We start from the raw sequence: 18383 nt of genomic DNA on the forward strand, positions 1-18383 counted from the left end.
GGGGATTTCCTTCCGGGCTGCCGTGCCCTTGTATGAAATCGTGATTTGAGTATAAAATGTCAAACGATTTACGTCAAACGATTGACGATGCTTCGGCGTGTCGTGTCAATCGTTTGACGTTTGTGTAACGCTAACAATGGTTTCGAACACTGGAATTGTGATTGTGCCGGTGCCAGTGAAGCCAGTTTGCCGTGCTGCGCGGGGCGGTTCGTTCGACGGATCGGATTCGGTGGGCGGTCCGTCGTGGAATGCGGATGCGGATTAGCCGAGCGGGTGAACCCGATCGGCGCGCACGGACTCCTTCTCAATCAGCGTGCAGTGGATCTTCGCCGGAATCGGCGCATCCAGCGGCGGAATCGCAGCCGTCGTTTCAGGCTGCGCGAACCCGCTCAGATCACGTCCCGGCTCGATCAGCGACACCAGCTTCAGCGCGGCCCAGTATCCCATCTCGTAATGCGGCAGCGCCACCGTCGTCAGCTGCGGCGAGAGCGTCTCCGCCATCACGCGGTGGTTGTCCACGCCGACCACCGACACGTCGCGCCCGATCTCGAGTCCGCGCCGGGCCGCGCACTCGTACACGTACCACGCCCGGGCATCGTTGAAACAGAACACGCCGTCCGGTCGCGCCCGGTCGAACAGGTCGCTCACCGCACGCAGCGCAGGACCGTTGTTGAGCACGTTCGCAGCCAGCGACCCGTCGAACTCGCGTCCGGCATCCTCCAAGGCCTTCCGGTATCCGGTCAACCGTCGATCCTGCGCCAGCAGCGGCTCCGAACAGCCGACGTACGCGATGCGCTCGCAGCCCGCGTCGATCAGCCGTTTCGTCGCATCGTACGCGATGCGGATCTCGTCCGGCTCCACGCTCGGATACTCGCCCTTGTTGTCGGTCGCGTCCACCAGCACGAGCGGATAGTCGGTGAGCGTGTCCGGCACGTCGATGTGCCGGTTCGACATCTTCGCGTACATGAACCCGTCCACGCCGTAGCGTTTGAGCGTGGCGATCTCGTCGTTCTCGTTCGACGCGCCGTCCGTGTTCACCGTGAGCAGCATGTAGCCGAGCTGGCTGGCCGCGTCCTGCGCGCCGAGGATGATGCCGCCCGCGTATGGCGTGGTGGCGACCTCTTCGCTGATGAAGCCGAGAATGCGCGTCTTGCCGGTGCGCAGCGAACGCGCGAGCGGGTTCGAGCGGTAGCCAAGCCGCGTGGCCGTGGCGCGCACCTTCGCCGCGATCTCGGACTTCACGCGGCCCTGATCGCGGTTGTTGAGCACCAGCGACACCGTGGACACCGACACGCCCGTTTCGAGGGCAATCTCCTTCATCGTCGTCATACCGTCAAACGATACACGTAATGGGTGAAGGACGTGGCGTTTCCCCGGGTGTGTCCGGTCTCATGGTGATTCGATGTGCGGAATCCGACCGGGTGAGGCGGCTAAGGGGAGTCCCCTGCGATAATCGTCGTGAATACGGATTGGCGACGAGGGGAGAAACCGTGGCTGAGCATCACAGGCCTGACGCGATCGAAATACGCGGGGCGCGGGTGCATAACCTGAAGAGCGTCGACGTTGATGTGCCGCTCAATGAGATGGTGGGCATCGCCGGGGTGTCCGGCTCGGGCAAATCCTCGCTGGCGCTGGGCGTGCTGTATGCGGAAGGGTCGCGGCGTTACCTTGAGGCGCTGTCGACCTACACGCGGCGGCGACTGACGCAGGCTTCCCGCGCCCAGGTGGACGAGGTGCGCTACGTGCCGGCTGCGTTGGCGTTGCATCAGCGGCCCAGCGTGCCGGGAATTCGTTCGACGTTCGGCACGATGAGCGAGCTGCTCAACAGTCTGCGTCTCCTGTTTTCCCGCTGCGGCACCCACGTATGCCCGCACTGTGGTGCGCGCAATAAGCCGACGCTTGACGTGGCGGCAGGATTGCCGATCGTCTGCTTGGGATGCGGCAAACGGTTCTACGCGCCCGGTGCCGAGGACCTTGCCTTCAACTCGGGCGGAGCATGCCCGACCTGCTCTGGCACCGGCGTCGTGCGCGAGGTGAACCGCGCCGCACTCGTGCCCGACGAGTCGAAATCCATTGATGATGGCGCGGTGCTGCCGTGGGGCTCGCTCATGTGGGATCTTATGAAACAGGTGTGTGGCGCGATGGGCGTGCGCACCGACGTGCCGTTTTGGGAACTGACGCCCGAAGAGCGCGACATCGTCTTCAACGGACCGGCCGTCAAAAAGCACATCCTGTACCGATCCAAGAAGTCGGATGACTTCGCCGAGCTGGATTTTACGTACTATAACGCCGTGTACACCGTCGAGAACGCGCTCGCCAAAGCCAAGGACGAGAAGGGGCTGAAGCGGGTGGCTCGCTTCCTCGCGGAACGTCCCTGCCGCGACTGCGGCGGTACGAGACTGAGTGCCGCCGCGCGTGCGCCGCAGGTGTGCGGACTGAACCTGGCTCAGGTGACCGGCATGGCATTGGATGACATCGTGACATGGGTGCGGGGCGTGCCGGACGCAGTGCCGCCGGACATGCGCCCGATGGCGGCGAACATCTGCGAATCGTTCCTCGACGTGGCGAAACGGCTGCTGGAACTCGGTCTCGGATACCTGTCGCTCGATCGCGCCGGTTCGACCTTGTCGACCGGGGAACGCCAACGCGTGCAATTGGCGCGGGCGGTGCGCAACCGCACCACGGGCGTGCTGTATGTGCTCGACGAGCCGTCCATCGGCCTGCACCCGTCGAACGTTGACGGCCTGCTTGGCGTGATGCATGACCTCATCGCCGACGGCAACTCCGTGGTGGTGGTCGACCATGACGTGCGCGTGCTCGCCGCGGCCGACCATCTCATCGAAATGGGGCCGGTCGCCGGAACGAACGGCGGCCATGTGATCGCGCAAGGGTCGGTGGCTGCCGTCGAACGAAACCCGATCAGCCGCATCGCTCCGTTCCTGAACGAGCACGGCCAGACGCGGGTGCGTGCATCCGTCGCGCCGGAACGGGTGTTCGATCTCGGTCGCATCCACATGGAGACCGGTCAGATGCACACCGTCAAACCGTTGAGCGTGGACATTCCGCGCGGCCGGCTGATCGCGGTGACCGGTGTCTCCGGTTCCGGCAAGACCACGCTCGTGCTGGAGACGCTGATCCCGGCCCTGCGGGCCAATGCCGAAAGGGCCGCGTTACCCGAACAAGTGCGGTCCGTCTGCGCGGACGGCATCGCCAAGGTCAACCTGATCGACGCCACGCCGATCGGTGCGAATGTGCGGTCGACGGTCGCCACTTACTGCGGCGTGCACGACGAGTTGCGCCGCGCCTTTGCCCGCACCGATGAGGCCAAGTCGGCCGGATACAAGACCGGCGACTTCTCCTACAACACGGGGCGCCTGCGTTGCCCGACCTGTGACGGCACCGGTTCGATCTCCCTCGATGTGCAGTTCCTGCCCGACGTGACCATCGCATGCCCCGATTGCCGTGGCGGACGATACGCACCGGCGGCAAGCGACATCCATTGGGGCGTCGACAGGCCGATGACCCTGCCGCAGATGATGGCCATGAGCGTGGACGAGGCGCTTGCCGTGACGAAACCCCTGCGCAAGGCGCATGCCTCGCTGACCACGCTGCATGACCTTGGACTCGGGTATCTCACGCTGGGGGAGCCGACGCCATCCCTCTCCGGTGGAGAGGCGCAACGTCTGAAACTGGCCAGCGAGATGGGGCGGACTCAGTCGGATGCCGTGTTCGTGTTCGATGAGCCGACCATCGGCCTGCATCCGTTCGACGTGCGCGTGCTGTTGTCCGTCTTCGACAGTCTGGTCGCCGCGGGGGCGACTGTGGTGGTCATCGAGCATGACCTCGACATGATCGCCAATGCCGACTGGATCATCGATATGGGGCCGGGCGGCGGCGAGGCTGGGGGCCGCATCGTCGCCGTGGGTACCCCACTACAGATCCAATCGAATTCCGACAGCATCACCGGCCGATATCTTTCCGTCCATGATTGATAACCGTTCGCGGCCCAAGGACTTGCATGCGTGTGCCCGCCTCGAGATGCATTCCGGCTGGCGGCCCTGGCGCATCCACTGCTTCATGTGCGCTCTGGTCGACCAGGCGAACCCGTGCTATGGGGTACCAGTCGGCTCGTTCTATCACCTCCTCCGCGTGATCTGCCGGCAAGGTGACGAAATCGCGCACTTCGGAATCGGGGAATGCGCCGTCGTCATACGGCGGCATCGTGTATCGCGGCACAATACCGACTCGGTCCTCGCCGCGTACCGCGCGAAGCATGGCATCGGCGTGCGGTACGCTGAGCGGCCATCCGGCATCGTGCAATGCCAGCGCCACGCCAATGGCGTTTGCGCAGATCGGATACGCCGCACCATCCAGTACCAGTGTCCAGCCGAATTCATCATGTATCGGCATCAGCGTGACCCATGAAAATCCCGGCCCGGGCAGCATCTCCCACATGTGCCGGTCATCGCGTTCGTCTTCGATCCATGACAGGAACTCCTCCGGAGAATCTCGGTCGAGCATATCCGCCACCTGTCCGCACGGATTCGCATAAGCCCTATGCCAATCCTCAGGCGAGGCGGTATTCGACGGGACTGGGAACCGTGACGCCATATATGCATCCCCGCATGCCCGGTAATAATCGTTCAGGCTCAGTTCGGTCAAACGTTGCCTGGTGTCCGTCCGTACCGCCGATTGCGATGACGGGCGGACGAACAGCCGATCGAACCGTTTGAGTTCGTTCTCGCGCACGGTGGCTTGGACGTAGGCAAGGCTCTCGGGGAAAATCTCCCAGTACGTCTTGCGTGGCATCACGCCCATGCGCATGTCGAACGGAAGCTGTTCGCTCACCCATGCGTTGTATGTGCCCTGAACGCAACGACGCACGCATTCCTCCACGCCGGCGATCAGCCACGACATCAGCTGCATGGCAAATGCGGCATTGACGCCTTGCGGCGCCTCGCGCACGAACCTCACCGAGAACCGGTCGTTCACCGTCAGCAGCCGTGTATCGTCCCGTTCCTCGTATGTCAACCGGTACCACTGCATCTTGTCGGGGTAGCATTCCCGCCAATGCGCGTCAAACTGCTCGTACGAATCGAACAGGCCGTCCGCATGCAGCTGTGCATAGGTGCCGAACGCCTCGATGGAACCGCGTTCGGCCGTGACCCACAAAGCGCGGATTCCGTCTGTTGGCACGATGTTGTGCAGCAGCGCTATCAGTGTTTGAGCGCGCAGATCGATTGGAAGGATCAGATCAGGCGAATTCGAATTCCGTATGCGCATCAGGCCGTCCACTTCGGGCGCGTACAACGTTGCGGTTGCCATGGTCGCTCCTTTCTCGAAAGACACTGCGTCGTGTGTGATATCACTATTGATATCACAATGGTCGTACAAATGTTCGATTGTGGCGGTCGGCGTGTCGGTGCGGTTTCCGGCCGTTGCCGTCATGCGATATGGTGAGCGTAGCGGTGGTTCAGGGAGGTGCGCGATGGCTGACGAAAGTGATCGATACGTCTATCGTATTCATTGGTCGAACGAGGACGACGGATTCGTCGCGACGGTTGCCGAACTGCCGGATCTGCGGTTCATCGCGCAATCTTCGCTGGATGCGCTCGCCGGATTGCGGGTGTTGGCCTCCGAACGGGTGGCGGCGATGCGATCCAAGGGGCAGAACGTGCCGGAGCCGTTCGAAGACCGCCATTATTCCGGTCATATCATGGTGCGTGTGCCGCCGGAAGTCCATCGCAGGCTCACCATCGAGGCCGCCGAACAAGGCGTCTCGCTCAACCGTCTGGTGCAGTCCCGTCTGACGCAATCGACGAAAGCCTAGCCGACTGCATGGTAGAACAATGGTCGTGACCCCGTCCGGACGGCGAGTACAGTAGCCAATCGTGGTGCAGATTCATACGATCAGACGTGCGAGCGCGGACGCGAAATACCGTCAGATGACGACCCAGCCGATCCGCCCGCTCATCTTGAGACTGTGTATTCCGGCTGTGATCTCGAATCTGGTCACCACCGCGTATAACCTTACCGATACGTTCTTCATTGGCCAGCTCGGCACCGCGCAATCTGGCGCGATCGGCATCGCATTCTCCGTCATGACCGTGCTGCAGGCCATCGGATTCTTCTTTGGCAACGGCGCGGGCAACTCCATGAGCCGCGAGCTGGGCAAACAAAACAACGAACGTGCCGCCAAACTGCTCGCCATCGGCTTCACCGGTGCGGTCCTATGCGGTCTGACCGTCGCGGTCCTCGGCCTGCTGACCTTGCGGTCGCTGGTCGTCGCGCTCGGCTCGACCGCCACCATCGCGCCGTACGCCGTGCAATATCTCACGCCGATCCTCGCTGCCGCGCCTTGCGTGTGCGGGTCGTTCGCGCTCAACGGCCTGCTGCGGTATCAAGGGCAGTCCGCGTTCGGCATGACCGGCCTCGTCTCGGGCGCATTGCTCAACTTCCTGCTCGCGCCGCTGTTCATCTTCGTGCTTGATCTCGGCATTTTCGGTGCCGGGCTTGCGACCGGCATCTGCCAGACATTGAGCTTCGTGATCCTGACCACATTGAGCCGCAAATTCGGCGTGATGAAGCTGTCGCTGCGCAACTGCAAGCCCGATGTGCTGCTCGTGCGCGAGATCATCGGCGGGGGCCTGCCGTCACTGGTTCGCCAGGGCGCCGGATCGATCGCGACCACCTGCGTGAACATCGCGGCCAACCCGTTCGGCGATGCGACCATCGCCGGCATGGCCATCGTCATGCGCATCATGCTCGGCGCGAACTCGGTGATCGTCGGCTTGGGCCAAGGCTTTCAGCCGGTGTGCGGATACAACTACGGCGCCGGAAAATACGATCGCGTCAAACAGGCGTATTGGTTCTGCGTCACGCTGTCGACCGCGGTGCTCGCCGTGCTCGGCGCGCTGATCTGGGCGTTCGCACCGCAGCTGGTCGAGATCTTCCGCTCCGACCCGGCCGTGGTCGAGGTGGGCGTGTCCGCGCTGCATTTCCAATGCATCACGGTGGCGCTCAACGGCGTCAACATGATGGGCAACATGTCCACGCAGACAATGGGCAAGACCGGTATCGCCTCGTTCCTCGCCGTATGCCGCATGGGTCTGTTTCTCGCTCCGGCCGTGCTCATCCTGCCGCACTTCCTCGGCGTGCTCGGCGTGGAGGTGGCGCAGTCCGTATCCGATACGCTCTCGTTCGCGGTGACCATACCGTTCCAGCGCAGGATTCTGCGCGGATTGTCGCGATGATGCGCGCGCGTCGTGGCGTGTTGTCCATTGCGATGACTGGCTCGGCGTATGAAGGCCGTGGTTACGCGCTGGGATGACGCGACGTTGGGATATGTCGAAACGAGATATACTGTCACGCATGAGCGTGATCGAAACGATGATTTTGGGCTTCCTGTCGGAACGTTCCATGTGCGGCTATGAGCTGCGCAAGAAAATGGAACAACTGCAGGGGTCGAGCCGTAAGTTCAGCGACGGTGCGATTTACCCGGCGACCACCCGACTCGTCGACGCCGGACTGATCGCGGAAGAGTCCGAGATGCGCGACGGTCGTCAGCGTCGCCTGTTCACGCTGCTCGACGCCGGCCGTGCCAAGCTGATCGCCGAACTGAAGAACGCGAGCGGATTCGATGTCAGTGATTTCACCCGCTGGATGGTCGTACTCACGTTCCTGTCCGTCATCCCCGACAAAGCCGACCGTGACGCCGTCCTGCGACGCCGGTACGACCTGCTCAGCCGCGGCGATGTCCACTTCTTCTACTGCGATGCTGGCAATCCGCTCTCATTCGACCAGATCACGGACCCGTACCGTCGAGGCATCATCGCCGTACACGACGCGCAGATCGCGGCCGAACTTGACTGGCTGCGCTCGATGCTTGGCATCGACGCGTGAGTTGTCGCGCGTATAGGCGAGGGGTGTCGGTTCGATGTAATGTGAACCGACACCCCTCGCTGTCTGACATTTCCTCGACTGCCGGCTTACAGCGCCCGCAGTCCCGCGAACAGCCTCGTGAACCCCTCGCGCATCCGCGCCCTCGGGCATGCGACGTTGATGCGGATGAACGAGGCGCCGTTGCCGCCGAACTGCGCGCCGGAGGAGAACATCACCTTGTGCTCGCGCTTGAGCCAATCGCACAGTTCGGTCGTGGTCGTAAACCGTGATCCATCTCCGACGAACGCCGAACAGTCCAGCCACAGCAGATACGTGGCCGGGCCGCTCACCAGCATGACATGACGGTCAGCCGCGACTGAACCGTTGTAGTCGTCGATCAGCTGCTCCACCTCACGCTTGTTGCCGGCCAGATAGCTGCGCAGCGCATCCAGCCACGCGCCTCCATGCCCGAACGCGGCAATCGCCGCATCGATGGCGAATGCGTTCGGCTCGGCCACCTCATCGGTGTTGAGCCCGCGCCACACCTTGTGCCGCAGTGTCGGATCGGGCACCATCACGGCCGCCGTATGCAGTCCGGCGATGTTGAACGCCTTCGTCGGCGCCATGCACGTCACCGAAATCGCCGCACACCGCTCGTCCACGGATGCGAACGGCACGTACGAGACGCCTGGATCGGTCAGATCGCAGTGGATCTCGTCGCTGATCACCGTGACGTGATGCTTCCAACACAGCTCGCCGATCCGCGTGAGCGTGGCGCGATCCCAGACCATGCCGGTCGGATTGTGCGGGTTGCACAGGATCATCAGCGAGGTCTGCGGATCCGCGAGCTTCGCCTCCAGATCGGTCCAATCGATCGCGTACCGTCCGGCGGCCGCATCGTAGACAAGCGACGACTGGAGCGCGTTGCGGCCGTTGTTGAGAATCGAATTGAAGAAGATGTTGTACACGGGCGTCATGATGACCACGTTCTCGGCCGGCGTCGTCAGCTTGCGCACCATGCTTGAGATCGCCGGAATCACGCCCGTCGTGAAGATCAGCGACTGCGGGTCGATCGTCAGACCATGCCGCGAACCCCACCAGTCGACGTATGCGCGGCCCCACTCGTCCGGCACGATCGAATAGCCGAACACGCCGTGCGCGACGCGCCGCTCCAGTGCGTCACGCACGGCAGGAGCGGTCGGAAAGTCCATATCCGCCACCCACATCGGCAGCGCGCCGTCGGCCTCCTCCCACTTGAGCGACCACGTGCCGGCGCGGTCCACCGGTGTGTCGAAATCGAATGTATCGTCGTTCTTGCAGTCGGCTGTCTGTCCGTTTGCGCGGCCGATCATATTGTTCATATCGCCGCTCATGCCGCATGCTTCCCGGTCAGAATCGTCGTCTTCGACGGATCGATGCGATCCGCCTCCAACGTCAGTGTGCCGATCGCATCCGCGCGAATCACGCCGCCGGTCGGATTGACGATGCTGTCGATCGTGCCATGCGCGTCCACGTCCACCGTCGAATACTCGAACGCGCGCGTCGTATTGACCAGACGGCAGTCCTTCATGACAAGGTTGTCGATATAGCACAGTCCTTGCAGGCTTTCGATCGTGCAGTTGACGAACGTGAGGTTGCGCGAGTTCCAGCCAAGATATTCGCCGGAGATGTACGAGTTCTCGACAGTCACGTTTTCCGTGTTCCAGAACGCGTCCTTGGAAATGAGCCGCGAATCGCGCACCGTGATGTCGCGCGCGCCGTCGAACGGATAGTTGCCGACCAGACGGAACCGTTCTGCGGTCACATGCTCGCAGTTCATGCCGAAATAATCGCCGCGGGCGACAACGTTGTCCAATGTCACGTTCGTGCAGTTCCAGAACGTCTCCTCGGCGTTCGTCAGATCGACATTGCGCAACGTGACGTCGCTCGCCCGGCGGAAGTTCTTCGGCGCCTCGATCGTCGAATCCTCCACCAGCATGCGGCTCGTGTACCACACGCCGGCGCGGCCCATCTCGAACCACGTCGAATTGCGCACGGTGACGTCGTTCGCATACCATAACGGGTACTTCCACTGGAACGAGCAGTTGTCCAGCGTGATGTTGCGCGCGTGCTTGAGCGGCGACTCGCCGTCCGCGAAGATCGTGTCGATATAGGTCATGTCGTGCGCGAAGAACTCCGCGCGTTCGCCGGTCAGCCGCGCCTGACGGATGATGCCGGACTGGTTCGTTGCAGGTTCGTTCATGAACGTCCTCTTTGCCTCTCGTCGTCTCGTATCGGCCGTCGTCGCCGGCGACCGCCGCTACCCGATTGTGGTAACTTCAAGTGCTCGAAGTCAACGTTCACTCGGATAGCGAACACGCCGGCGTGTGCGGGCGACGAGCCTACCGCCGCCAGGTGCGGCGACGGTAGTTGACGATGCGCTTGCCGCCGACGCCCGCCTTGCCGCCCGGACCCCACGGTCCGCGCGCCTCGGCCTTGAGCTGCGTGAGGTGATGCTTCATCGCAAGCAGCATGATGTGCGTGTCCTCGAGGCCCAGATGTCGTTCGGCGTCGTCCTCGTGCAGCGCGCCCTGGCGCTTCGCATACGCGTCCAGCGTGTTGTCTCCGTCCGGATGGCCCTCGCACGGAATCGAACCCTCGTCCCACAGGCGGCTCATCGGCAGCGTGTCGATGATCGTCACATGCCCGTTGCGGTAGGCCTCCGCGTAGCCGGCCACGTTGAGCATGAAGAAGCTGTGCTCGAACGTGGCCATATGCGCCACGAACGGCTGCGACGTGAGCCGGTGCAGCAGATCGGCCTGCGCGGCCGGGTCCTCGTCGAACAGCGGGAATTCGGCGCCGGTGCGCTGGCTGATGTCGATGCCGGTCAGCTGGATGATGAACGCGTTGCCGTGACGCGCCGCCTCGGGGGTCACGCCGAACGAGAAGCGATGCTGGTCGTACGCGTCGCCGGACTCGTAATAGTCCTTGTCGTAGCGGTAGTCGTCGGGCAGCGAGGTCGGGCGCGGCGACTTCATGTTCATATATTCGAAGCCAACGTCGATGATGTACGCGCGGTACGGTTCGGTGCCGTTCGTCTCCAGATCGATGCCCATCACGTTGTCCACGTCGCGGCCGGGCAGATACACCTCGCGCCAGTAGTCCTTCGGCGCGGCGGCCTGACGGGCGGCCACATGCTCGGCAGCCGCATGACGTGACTTCTCGTAACGCATCTCCGGCACGGCGGTCTCGTTCGTGCGCACCTGTTCGACGCTCGGCACGGCCGGATTGTCATCGTTGATGATCTGCGGCCCTTCGACCAGATCGTCCGCACTGTTCGCGTCCGAACTCGAATCGGCCGGAGCGGACTCGTCGGGGCCGGCCTCGACGGAACCGTACTGCTTCTCGTCCGCCGCGAACAGGGCCATCTGGCGTTCGTGCTTGGCCGCTTCACGCTTCTCGCGGTCGGCCTTGCGCTGTTCGGCGCGCGCGTTGACGATCTCGGCGGTGCGATCCTGCACGTCGGCCAGATCATCGTCGGTGAGCAGGCCTCCCTCGACCGCGTGCAATACCGGCACGGTGACGCGTTGACGGTCCTCGTCACTGACCGTCCACAGTCCTTCCGCGACGCCGCGATCGCGCAGCAGATCGATCTGATCGGTCAGACGGCGATCCGCGTACGCGAGCGCGCGCGGCAGCTCGTACGTCTTGATATGACGGTCGAAGTCGCGCATGAACACCATGCTCATCTTCGCGATGATCGCCTCGAGCCGGTCGCGGATCGCGAGATCGGCCTTGAGCAGGTCGTGCACGTTGCTCGCCGCGCCCGGCTCGAGATCGACCGGCTGAGCGACGCCGATGCCGTGCTCGAGATCGAGCGAACGCACCCAATCCCAGTCGATGTCGTGGTCGTCGGCGTCCTTCAACATGATGTACGCCCACTGGTCGATCGTGTCCTTGGCCTTGGTGAGCCACGTGCGGTCGACGGGCGCGGCGGCTGGCGTGTCGATCGCGGCGGTGGTTCCGGTGCCGGCGTCGGTGGCGTGCTGATCGTTGTCCTGATTGCTGTTATCTGCTTGTTCGCTACTCATACTGTCATTCATATCGTTCATATCACTCATAGTCATCATCATGGAAATATTGTTCCCCACGACTCTTATGGTAACGCTCACAGTCGATGGACTTGCGCTTGGACAGGTGATTCATTGAGTTGCTATTCTCCAGAGCTTCATCAGACATCAGCTTTTTGCTTGGTGATATGTGGACTGGGCGATGTGGTTGCCGTCGGAGACTGATTCATTTGATCGGTAATTGGAAGATGCCGGGAAGGGGAAACCGGCGACGTTTATCTCTGCTAGATGATGTGTCGCCGGTAACAGAGGATTCGAGTACTCCATTCGCCTGTCCTGGTCGTGATTGAATCACTGAAGCAGGTCGGCGATGATGAGTTCGCCTTTCTCTTTGGACACGTGTTGTCGCCGATATAGTTCCAAGCAGTCGCACAACTCATCGGCGTCATGCCAGTAGTCGCGTAGGAAGGCCTCATTTTTGATACGTGTCAGTTCCAGTTCCTTCTTACAGAATTCGCTGGGTTTCAGTTTGCTTTTGAATCGGTTGGTGTACCGGTCGAGCTGTTGTTCTTTGATGATGGCAAGCATTTCAATTTCAGGAGTCGTATAACAGCTGAAGACGGGAATAGTCTCGTTGTATGGGTATCCGAGCTTGAATCGTTCCTTACGAGAATCGAGGATACGGACAATGGCGACTTGCTTATCGTAGTCATAGCCCAGAAACGTGTCCTGAATCGTCTTCGCAGATCTGCAAATGACCGTAGGCCGTTCAGTGATGGTGTCCTTGATGACGGATGATTCGTCAACAATCAGTTTGCCGGCGGCTAGAAGGGTTTCAATGATGACGCGCTCGCATGACCCTTCGCAGACGAAGAGCACGCGAGCGCTTTGCAACATGAATTTGGACTGTTCATCGAGCATCAGCGGCTCCCGTCACCGACTTAATGTAGTTGCGCATTGCTGCTACATCTTCGGCCTTGGGTGCCGTACCCTTTACCAGATTGGAAAAGAAGATCTCGCTCTTCTTTGGTTCCACTCTCGTGACTCTGTCGGAATACTTGATGAGTTGGATGCGACGCTTCTCGTCGCGAACAGCGAAGTAGACGCCGTCCTTGCGTTCCAGATGATCAAGTAATTCTGGGTAATGCGTGGTAAACACCAATGTAGCGCCGCGAGGGTTGGTGATGGGAGATGCGAACAGATCCATGATGGTCTCCACCAGTTTCTTGTTCAGGCTGTTTTCGATCTCGTCTATCAGGAAATATCCTCCCTCCTTCAGAACCTCAACGGCGGCGTTGACGATACGACTTCCACGTATGGTGCCGGCGGACAGCATCTGTGCTGCATCGATCTGTCCCATGATACGTTCATGGTCATCGTCGACGAACTTGAGATGAACCTTACCATCTTCGTCCACGTCCAATCGTTCCACGCTCCGATCAAAGGTGCGAACGATGTCGGACGGCACGGTCGGGGTGTAGAAAGGTACGCGGAAAAAGTCGATGTAGTTCATCACCGGCGTGGAATGACCATTTTCTCCCTTGAGTCCGGAGGTAATGGAAGTGTTGGCCGGTATGTATTTTTTGGCTTCGGCGGCGAGTTCATGACTGCCTCCTATGCCACGGGTCAAGGTCTCCTCGCATCGCCCCTTGAACAGTTCGAAATCGGTCAGTTCTTTCTTGAGGACTGGCCTATTGATGTGTTTCCACATGCGTTCCTCGACGAAGTTCAGCGTATTGCCAGATTCGTAAGGTGCGCCATCACCTTGACCGGTTTTGGCTTTGGTCCTGCTGATGGTGGACTCCAGTAGGAACCACGCATCGTCGTTCGTGAAGATGATGCGTGTCTGGATGGTGCCGGAAATCAGCGCGGCGAGTGGGCCGTATACCAAGTGGTCGGCATCCAAGGGGTTGCCTCGTACGATGTCCAATGCGAAGTTCAGAGCGCGGAGTGTCGTGGTTTTGCCGGACGCGTTGAGTCCGGCTATGCCTATGACGGTCTGTGAGCTGATTCCAGCTCCGATTCCGGTGAACCGATGAACGGTCACGGATTGCGCTGATACTCGGTCGGATGCATATAAATCCATGGAGACGGAGTGATCTCGATAGAGGTCAAGTCCATCGATGGCAAATTTCAGCAGATGCATGGCTTCCCTCCCGTCTTGTAGGCTATAAACATAAAATCTGTTTATAGCCTACAAGACGGGAGGGACAGCGACACGGTTGTGCGCCTATTCGATGACGGCCTGGCCGTTCATGAGGAGGGGGAGGAGCCGGTCGCGCAGCGCGGCGAGGCGGGCGGATTCTTTTAAGCAGACTGAAATTTGCGCGGCCCCGCTCTTGCATAGTGATGCATACGCGTCGATTAACCCATTGTTTTGCGGTAGTGCAATAGGGAACGACAGAGATCCTTCGACATCGAGATGTTTGATTTTTGTGCCGCTGGCATATCCGCTGACATACCGATGATAGTCGACTCGTGACAGCATTTGGTTCAGCAGGTATCGCATGCCTTCTCTGTTTTCGACCAGTCGCACGACGTCCATGGACATTGTGACTTTGTCCTTAAAGATATTCGGCACGAGAAAGGTCTTCGCGATAACATCCGTTGATCCGGTCGAATCTATTGGAGTTTGCTGAGTGACACACATAACGAGGTCATCGGGCGAAAGAAGTTTTGTGTCTTTGACGACTCCTGTGAAGTGTTTAAGCCCGGAATGTTTGTATGTGCCATCCGTGTTAAAAGATGCCAAGTTGATGAGGGACGTGCCCTGATCGGCTAATTCATTTGCCGTATAGGATATTCCTCTATCTATGGAAACTAGCTCATTGGCTGTGATTACTTTCCATCCCTCTGGAATGTCACGGTGGAGGGCTTCGCTGTAGGTCATTGCGCCGCCGGAGAAACGGTAGGGGTTGCCGTGCTCGTCGGGGAAATCGAACTGGGTGAACCAGTAGTCGTACACCGAACGTGCCACTGATTCCAGCTCCGCAATGATCTTCGCATTCGTCTCGATCTTTTCGTCAACGGAGGAAAGCAAGCCCTCTATTCGATCTTGGGTGGCTCGATCCGGCAAAAGGATAGTCATATCCTGGAGAATGTCAGTGTTCAGGGAAGGCATGGTAGAGCCAACGCAACTTGAGAGCATCTGTTTTCTTGCGTAGGACAGCCTAAGAAAATGTGAAATATAGCGAGAGTTGACTGAACTATTGCACCTGACTCTGATGCAATCGGAACCTTGCAGCCAACCGTCTTTCTGCTTATCAATGTAGGCGTGACGATCCACTGATCCCTTCCGGCCAAAAACAATATCTCCTTCGCGAACAAGATGCTCAGAAAGTCTGCGAATCGTTGCTTTTGAAACCATTTTCAATGAGTGAGTATTGACTTCCCCATAGCCGATATCGCCAACGTTAATCATCGGTATGCCTTCGGCGACATATTCGGAGGCAGAGAACTGTGTCCCAAAAGGTCCGGTTTTTAGTTCCGCAATCTCGCCAAGCTTCACCTTACGCAAGATGCACCGCCTTCATCTGCTCCTCGATTTCGCGCTGCAGGCGCTCGCCTTCGGCCCACAGCTCGCGCAGTCTGCCCATCCGCTCGTCCATCTCCGCGTGGAACTGTTCCGGCGTGATGTCCTCGTAGTCGATCTTCACTTCGAAATACTGTCCGGCGCTGAACGAGTACCGCTTCTCCCTGATCGCGTCATACGAGGCGATCACCGAAAAATCATCCTGTTCCCGGCTGCCATTGAACGTTTCGATGATGCGTTCGATCTCCGCATCGGACAGAATGGTCCGCTGGTTCTTGCCGACCTTCTCCTTGGTTCCGAGCTTCGAGGCGTCCATGAGCAGCGCATGGTCGTACTGCTTCGACCGGTCGAGGAAGATGATCGACACGTTCGTGCCGGTGTTCGCGAAGATGTTGCTCGGCATCGACACCACGCCGCGCAGCATGCCGGAATTCACCATGTTCTGGCGAATCTCCAGCTCGATTTTGCTTTTCGCGGTCAGGAACCCGGTCGGCACCACAATCGCCGCCTTGCCGTCCGGCTTCATCGAATCGATGATGTGCTGGAGGAACATCAGGTAGATGGCCATCTTCTCCGGCTGCTTCGCCGGCACCTTCGGCACGCCTGCCCAGAAACGGCTGCCATACTTGTCGGACGCCAGCTGGTCGCGGCTCTGCGAGAAATCGGCCTTGAACGGCGGATTGCTCACCACATAGTCGAACGTCTTGATCGACTTGCCGTCCGGCTCCACATGCCGCGGCGAGACCAGCGTGTCGTCATGCACCACGTTCGCCAATGAACCGACCTGCCCGTTCAGGATCAGGTTCAGCCGCATGAACTCGTTGGCTTTCTGCGAACGGTCCTGCGTGTACGTGGTGCAGTTGCCCTCGCCGATCTGATGCGCCAGCGCCAGCACCAGCGTGCCCGAACCGGCCGCCGGATCGTACACGGTCACGTTCGTGTCTCCTGCGGGAGCGAGAATCCGGGCCATGATGTTCGCGATCGCATGCGGCGTGAAGTATTCGCCGTAGCTGCCGGAATCCTTGTTGTAATCCTTGATGAGATACTCGAACACCTGAGAGAAGAAGTCATAGCCCTGCGAGAACGCGTCGAAGAAGCTGAAATCGACCAACGAGCCGACCAGCGACCTGCAGAAGTCATTGCGCTTGTTCGCCTCGACGATGAACCGGCTCACGCCTTGGAACAGGGTAATCGACTCCGTGCCGGCCTTCACCGAATACACGTCGATGTTGTCCTGCACGATGCCCAGCAGCGCCGTATCGAACGTCTTCGCGAAATCGTCGTCCTGCAGGTTGTACAGCGAGGACACCATCCACTCCGGGCGGATGATTGCTACGGTGCCCAGCTCATACGGCAGCATGGCACGCGCACCCTCGTCAAGGCCGCGATACCGTTCCTCGATGGCGGCGACGTTCTCGCAATCCCTGAACTGGTCGAGCTTGCCCAACTCATAAAGCATGCGGTCGTTGAGATACTTGTACAGGAACGATTCGGTGATGATCTTGTATTCGCTGCTGTCGTTCGCCAAACCGTAATTCGCGCACACGGTCTTCAGCCGGTCGATCATGGCGAGCGTGTCGTTGTAGGTCTCGGTGTTCATGCGAGGCGTGTCTTCCTTTCGTCGGAGTACTCATTGTAGATCCTGTCCACGGTCGTCTTGACCTGCGACGGCGAGAACGTGACGTCGTTGTCCTTGAACGCCTTGATGATCGTCGGGCCGATGCTGTGCTTGAAGATCGCCGGCTGGTCGAGCGCCGCGGCATTCCGTTCGACCGTGGCGTCGATCGAACGCCGCAGGGACGACAGGATGCGGAACAGCGCGGCGTCGCTGGACGCCATCGGCTGATCGTCGCCCATCATCTCCTTGTGGATGCGCATGAACTTCACGTCGCCGCCATATTTGCCGGCGAGCAGGTCGTTCTTCCGGTTCAGCTCGTCCGCCTCGCGTGCGAGCTCCTCGAACTGGCCGATCAGATCGGTCATCTCATCGGTGGTGAGCTCCTGCATGTTGGCTTTGACGAGCTTCTCCCGGAGCTTGTCCAGCAGATTGACGTACGCGGGGTCCTTGGGGTCGTCGTTGCCTTGGAACGAGCCGCAGGCGGTGCGGATCGTCCTCTTCAGCTTGTCGGCCACGGTCAGCTCCTCGGTGCCCTCCTTCTCGAAGCTGAACTCCATATGGTCCAACAGGATGTTGAGCGAGCCTGTGGACAGCTGGCCGAGCTTCAGCGCCTTCTGCTCGTTGATGCGTCCGATGCGCAGATTGACCTCGTTGAGCAGCTTGCCGAACAGGGCGATGTCGAAATGCTCGTCCAGTTCGTCGTAGCCGTACAGGGTGGCCAGATTGCGCAGCTCCTTATACCGTTCGAGCGCCCTGCGAATCCGATACAGCTCGTCTTCGTCCTGGATCGCGCTGATCTCCTTGGCGAACGCGTACTCGTTGTCGGTGCTGTACTGCCACAGCGTGTCCTTGATGTCGGACAAGTCGGCCTTGATCGCCTTCGGATCGTCGAACAGGCTGGCGTACCGTGCGGCATCCTGACCGAACTCGCCGTTCAGTTCGGCCAGATAATCCTGATTGGTCTGGTCGAACTGCTTGGAGATGTCCACGAAATCGACCACGAAACCGTGGTCCATCGACTTGTACGGCCGGTTCACACGGGTGAGCGCCTGCAACAGGTTGTGTGCCTTGAGCGGGCGGCACAGGTACATTTTCTTCAATCGTGGCGCGTCGAATCCGGTGAGCAGCATGTTGAACACCACCAGAATATCGATCTCCCCACGCTTGAACCGTTTCCCCGTTGTCTATTTAGAAGTGCAACGCCCTTGTTTGTCGGCTAATTCTAGCAGTTCGTCGGTGAATGCCTCGGCCGGCGTGCGGTAGCCGAGTACCCGCATGGGACGGTTGTTGATCTCGTCCACGA

Annotated in this window: 14 protein-coding genes; 4 read left to right on the forward strand and 10 right to left on the reverse strand. The window is 60.1% G+C overall.

Going from position 1 to position 18383, the window contains the following annotated elements:
* Nucleotides 1-261 precede the first annotated feature (261 nt).
* Entirely contained in the window at nucleotides 262-1329 is a 1068-nt protein-coding gene (locus JS541_RS04640; RefSeq protein ID WP_214373311.1) for a LacI family DNA-binding transcriptional regulator, read from the reverse strand.
* 161 nt (nucleotides 1330-1490) lie between these two features.
* Here JS541_RS04640 and JS541_RS04645 point away from each other — a divergent pair, with 161 nt between their 5' ends.
* Complete coding sequence (locus tag JS541_RS04645) at nucleotides 1491-3992, forward strand: excinuclease ABC subunit UvrA (protein WP_214373312.1); 2502 nt, start codon at nucleotides 1491-1493, stop codon at nucleotides 3990-3992.
* Here JS541_RS04645 and JS541_RS04650 read toward each other — a convergent pair.
* Nucleotides 3961-5325 (reverse strand): hypothetical protein, encoded by a 1365-nt coding sequence (locus tag JS541_RS04650; RefSeq protein ID WP_214373313.1) that lies wholly within the window; start codon nucleotides 5323-5325, stop codon nucleotides 3961-3963. The two genes, JS541_RS04645 and JS541_RS04650, sit on opposite strands and share 32 nt — an antisense overlap.
* A gap of 163 nt (nucleotides 5326-5488) precedes the next feature.
* Here JS541_RS04650 and JS541_RS04655 point away from each other — a divergent pair, with 163 nt between their 5' ends.
* The 3 genes from JS541_RS04655 (at nucleotide 5489) to JS541_RS04665 (ending at nucleotide 7902) form a co-directional block, all read left to right on the forward strand.
* Nucleotides 5489-5830, forward strand: a complete 342-nt coding sequence (locus JS541_RS04655) for a type II toxin-antitoxin system HicB family antitoxin (RefSeq protein ID WP_214373314.1) — start codon at nucleotides 5489-5491, stop codon at nucleotides 5828-5830.
* A gap of 61 nt (nucleotides 5831-5891) precedes the next feature.
* A complete protein-coding gene (locus JS541_RS04660; protein WP_214373315.1) occupies nucleotides 5892-7253 on the forward strand; it encodes an MATE family efflux transporter in 1362 nt (453 codons plus the stop codon).
* 118 nt (nucleotides 7254-7371) lie between these two features.
* Nucleotides 7372-7902, forward strand: coding sequence for a PadR family transcriptional regulator (locus tag JS541_RS04665; RefSeq protein ID WP_214373316.1), 531 nt, complete (start codon nucleotides 7372-7374; stop codon nucleotides 7900-7902).
* 86 nt (nucleotides 7903-7988) lie between these two features.
* Here the strand turns inward: JS541_RS04665 and JS541_RS04670 are convergent, their stop codons facing one another.
* The 8 genes from JS541_RS04670 to JS541_RS04705 form a co-directional block, all read right to left on the reverse strand.
* A complete protein-coding gene (locus JS541_RS04670) occupies nucleotides 7989-9242 on the reverse strand; it encodes a MalY/PatB family protein (protein ID WP_214373317.1) in 1254 nt (417 codons plus the stop codon).
* An 8-nt stretch (nucleotides 9243-9250) separates the two neighbouring features.
* Nucleotides 9251-10123 (reverse strand): DUF3737 family protein, encoded by an 873-nt coding sequence (locus JS541_RS04675; protein ID WP_214373318.1) that lies wholly within the window; start codon nucleotides 10121-10123, stop codon nucleotides 9251-9253.
* A 139-nt stretch (nucleotides 10124-10262) separates the two neighbouring features.
* Entirely contained in the window at nucleotides 10263-11972 is a 1710-nt protein-coding gene (locus tag JS541_RS04680; protein ID WP_214373319.1) for a DNA polymerase III subunit epsilon, read from the reverse strand.
* 309 nt (nucleotides 11973-12281) lie between these two features.
* Nucleotides 12282-12851, reverse strand: a complete 570-nt coding sequence (locus tag JS541_RS04685) for a hypothetical protein (RefSeq protein ID WP_214373320.1) — start codon at nucleotides 12849-12851, stop codon at nucleotides 12282-12284.
* The gene (locus tag JS541_RS04690) at nucleotides 12841-14076 is read right to left on the reverse strand and encodes an ATP-binding protein (RefSeq protein ID WP_214373321.1); all 1236 of its coding nucleotides are present in this window, start codon (nucleotides 14074-14076) and stop codon (nucleotides 12841-12843) included. The genes JS541_RS04685 and JS541_RS04690 overlap by 11 nt, the downstream gene beginning before the upstream one ends.
* Nucleotides 14077-14160: 84 nt before the next feature.
* The gene (locus tag JS541_RS04695) at nucleotides 14161-15438 is read right to left on the reverse strand and encodes a restriction endonuclease subunit S (RefSeq protein WP_338023567.1); all 1278 of its coding nucleotides are present in this window, start codon (nucleotides 15436-15438) and stop codon (nucleotides 14161-14163) included.
* 1 nt (nucleotide 15439) lies between these two features.
* Complete coding sequence (locus JS541_RS04700; RefSeq protein WP_214373323.1) at nucleotides 15440-17062, reverse strand: class I SAM-dependent DNA methyltransferase; 1623 nt, start codon at nucleotides 17060-17062, stop codon at nucleotides 15440-15442.
* Nucleotides 17059-18222 (reverse strand): hypothetical protein, encoded by a 1164-nt coding sequence (locus JS541_RS04705; RefSeq protein ID WP_214373324.1) that lies wholly within the window; start codon nucleotides 18220-18222, stop codon nucleotides 17059-17061. The genes JS541_RS04700 and JS541_RS04705 overlap by 4 nt, the downstream gene beginning before the upstream one ends.
* Between the last annotated feature and the right edge of the window lie 161 nt (nucleotides 18223-18383).

Origin of the sequence: Bifidobacterium sp. SO1 (genome assembly GCF_018555335.1) — a bacterium.
Lineage (GTDB): Bacteria > Actinomycetota > Actinomycetes > Actinomycetales > Bifidobacteriaceae > Bifidobacterium > Bifidobacterium simiiventris.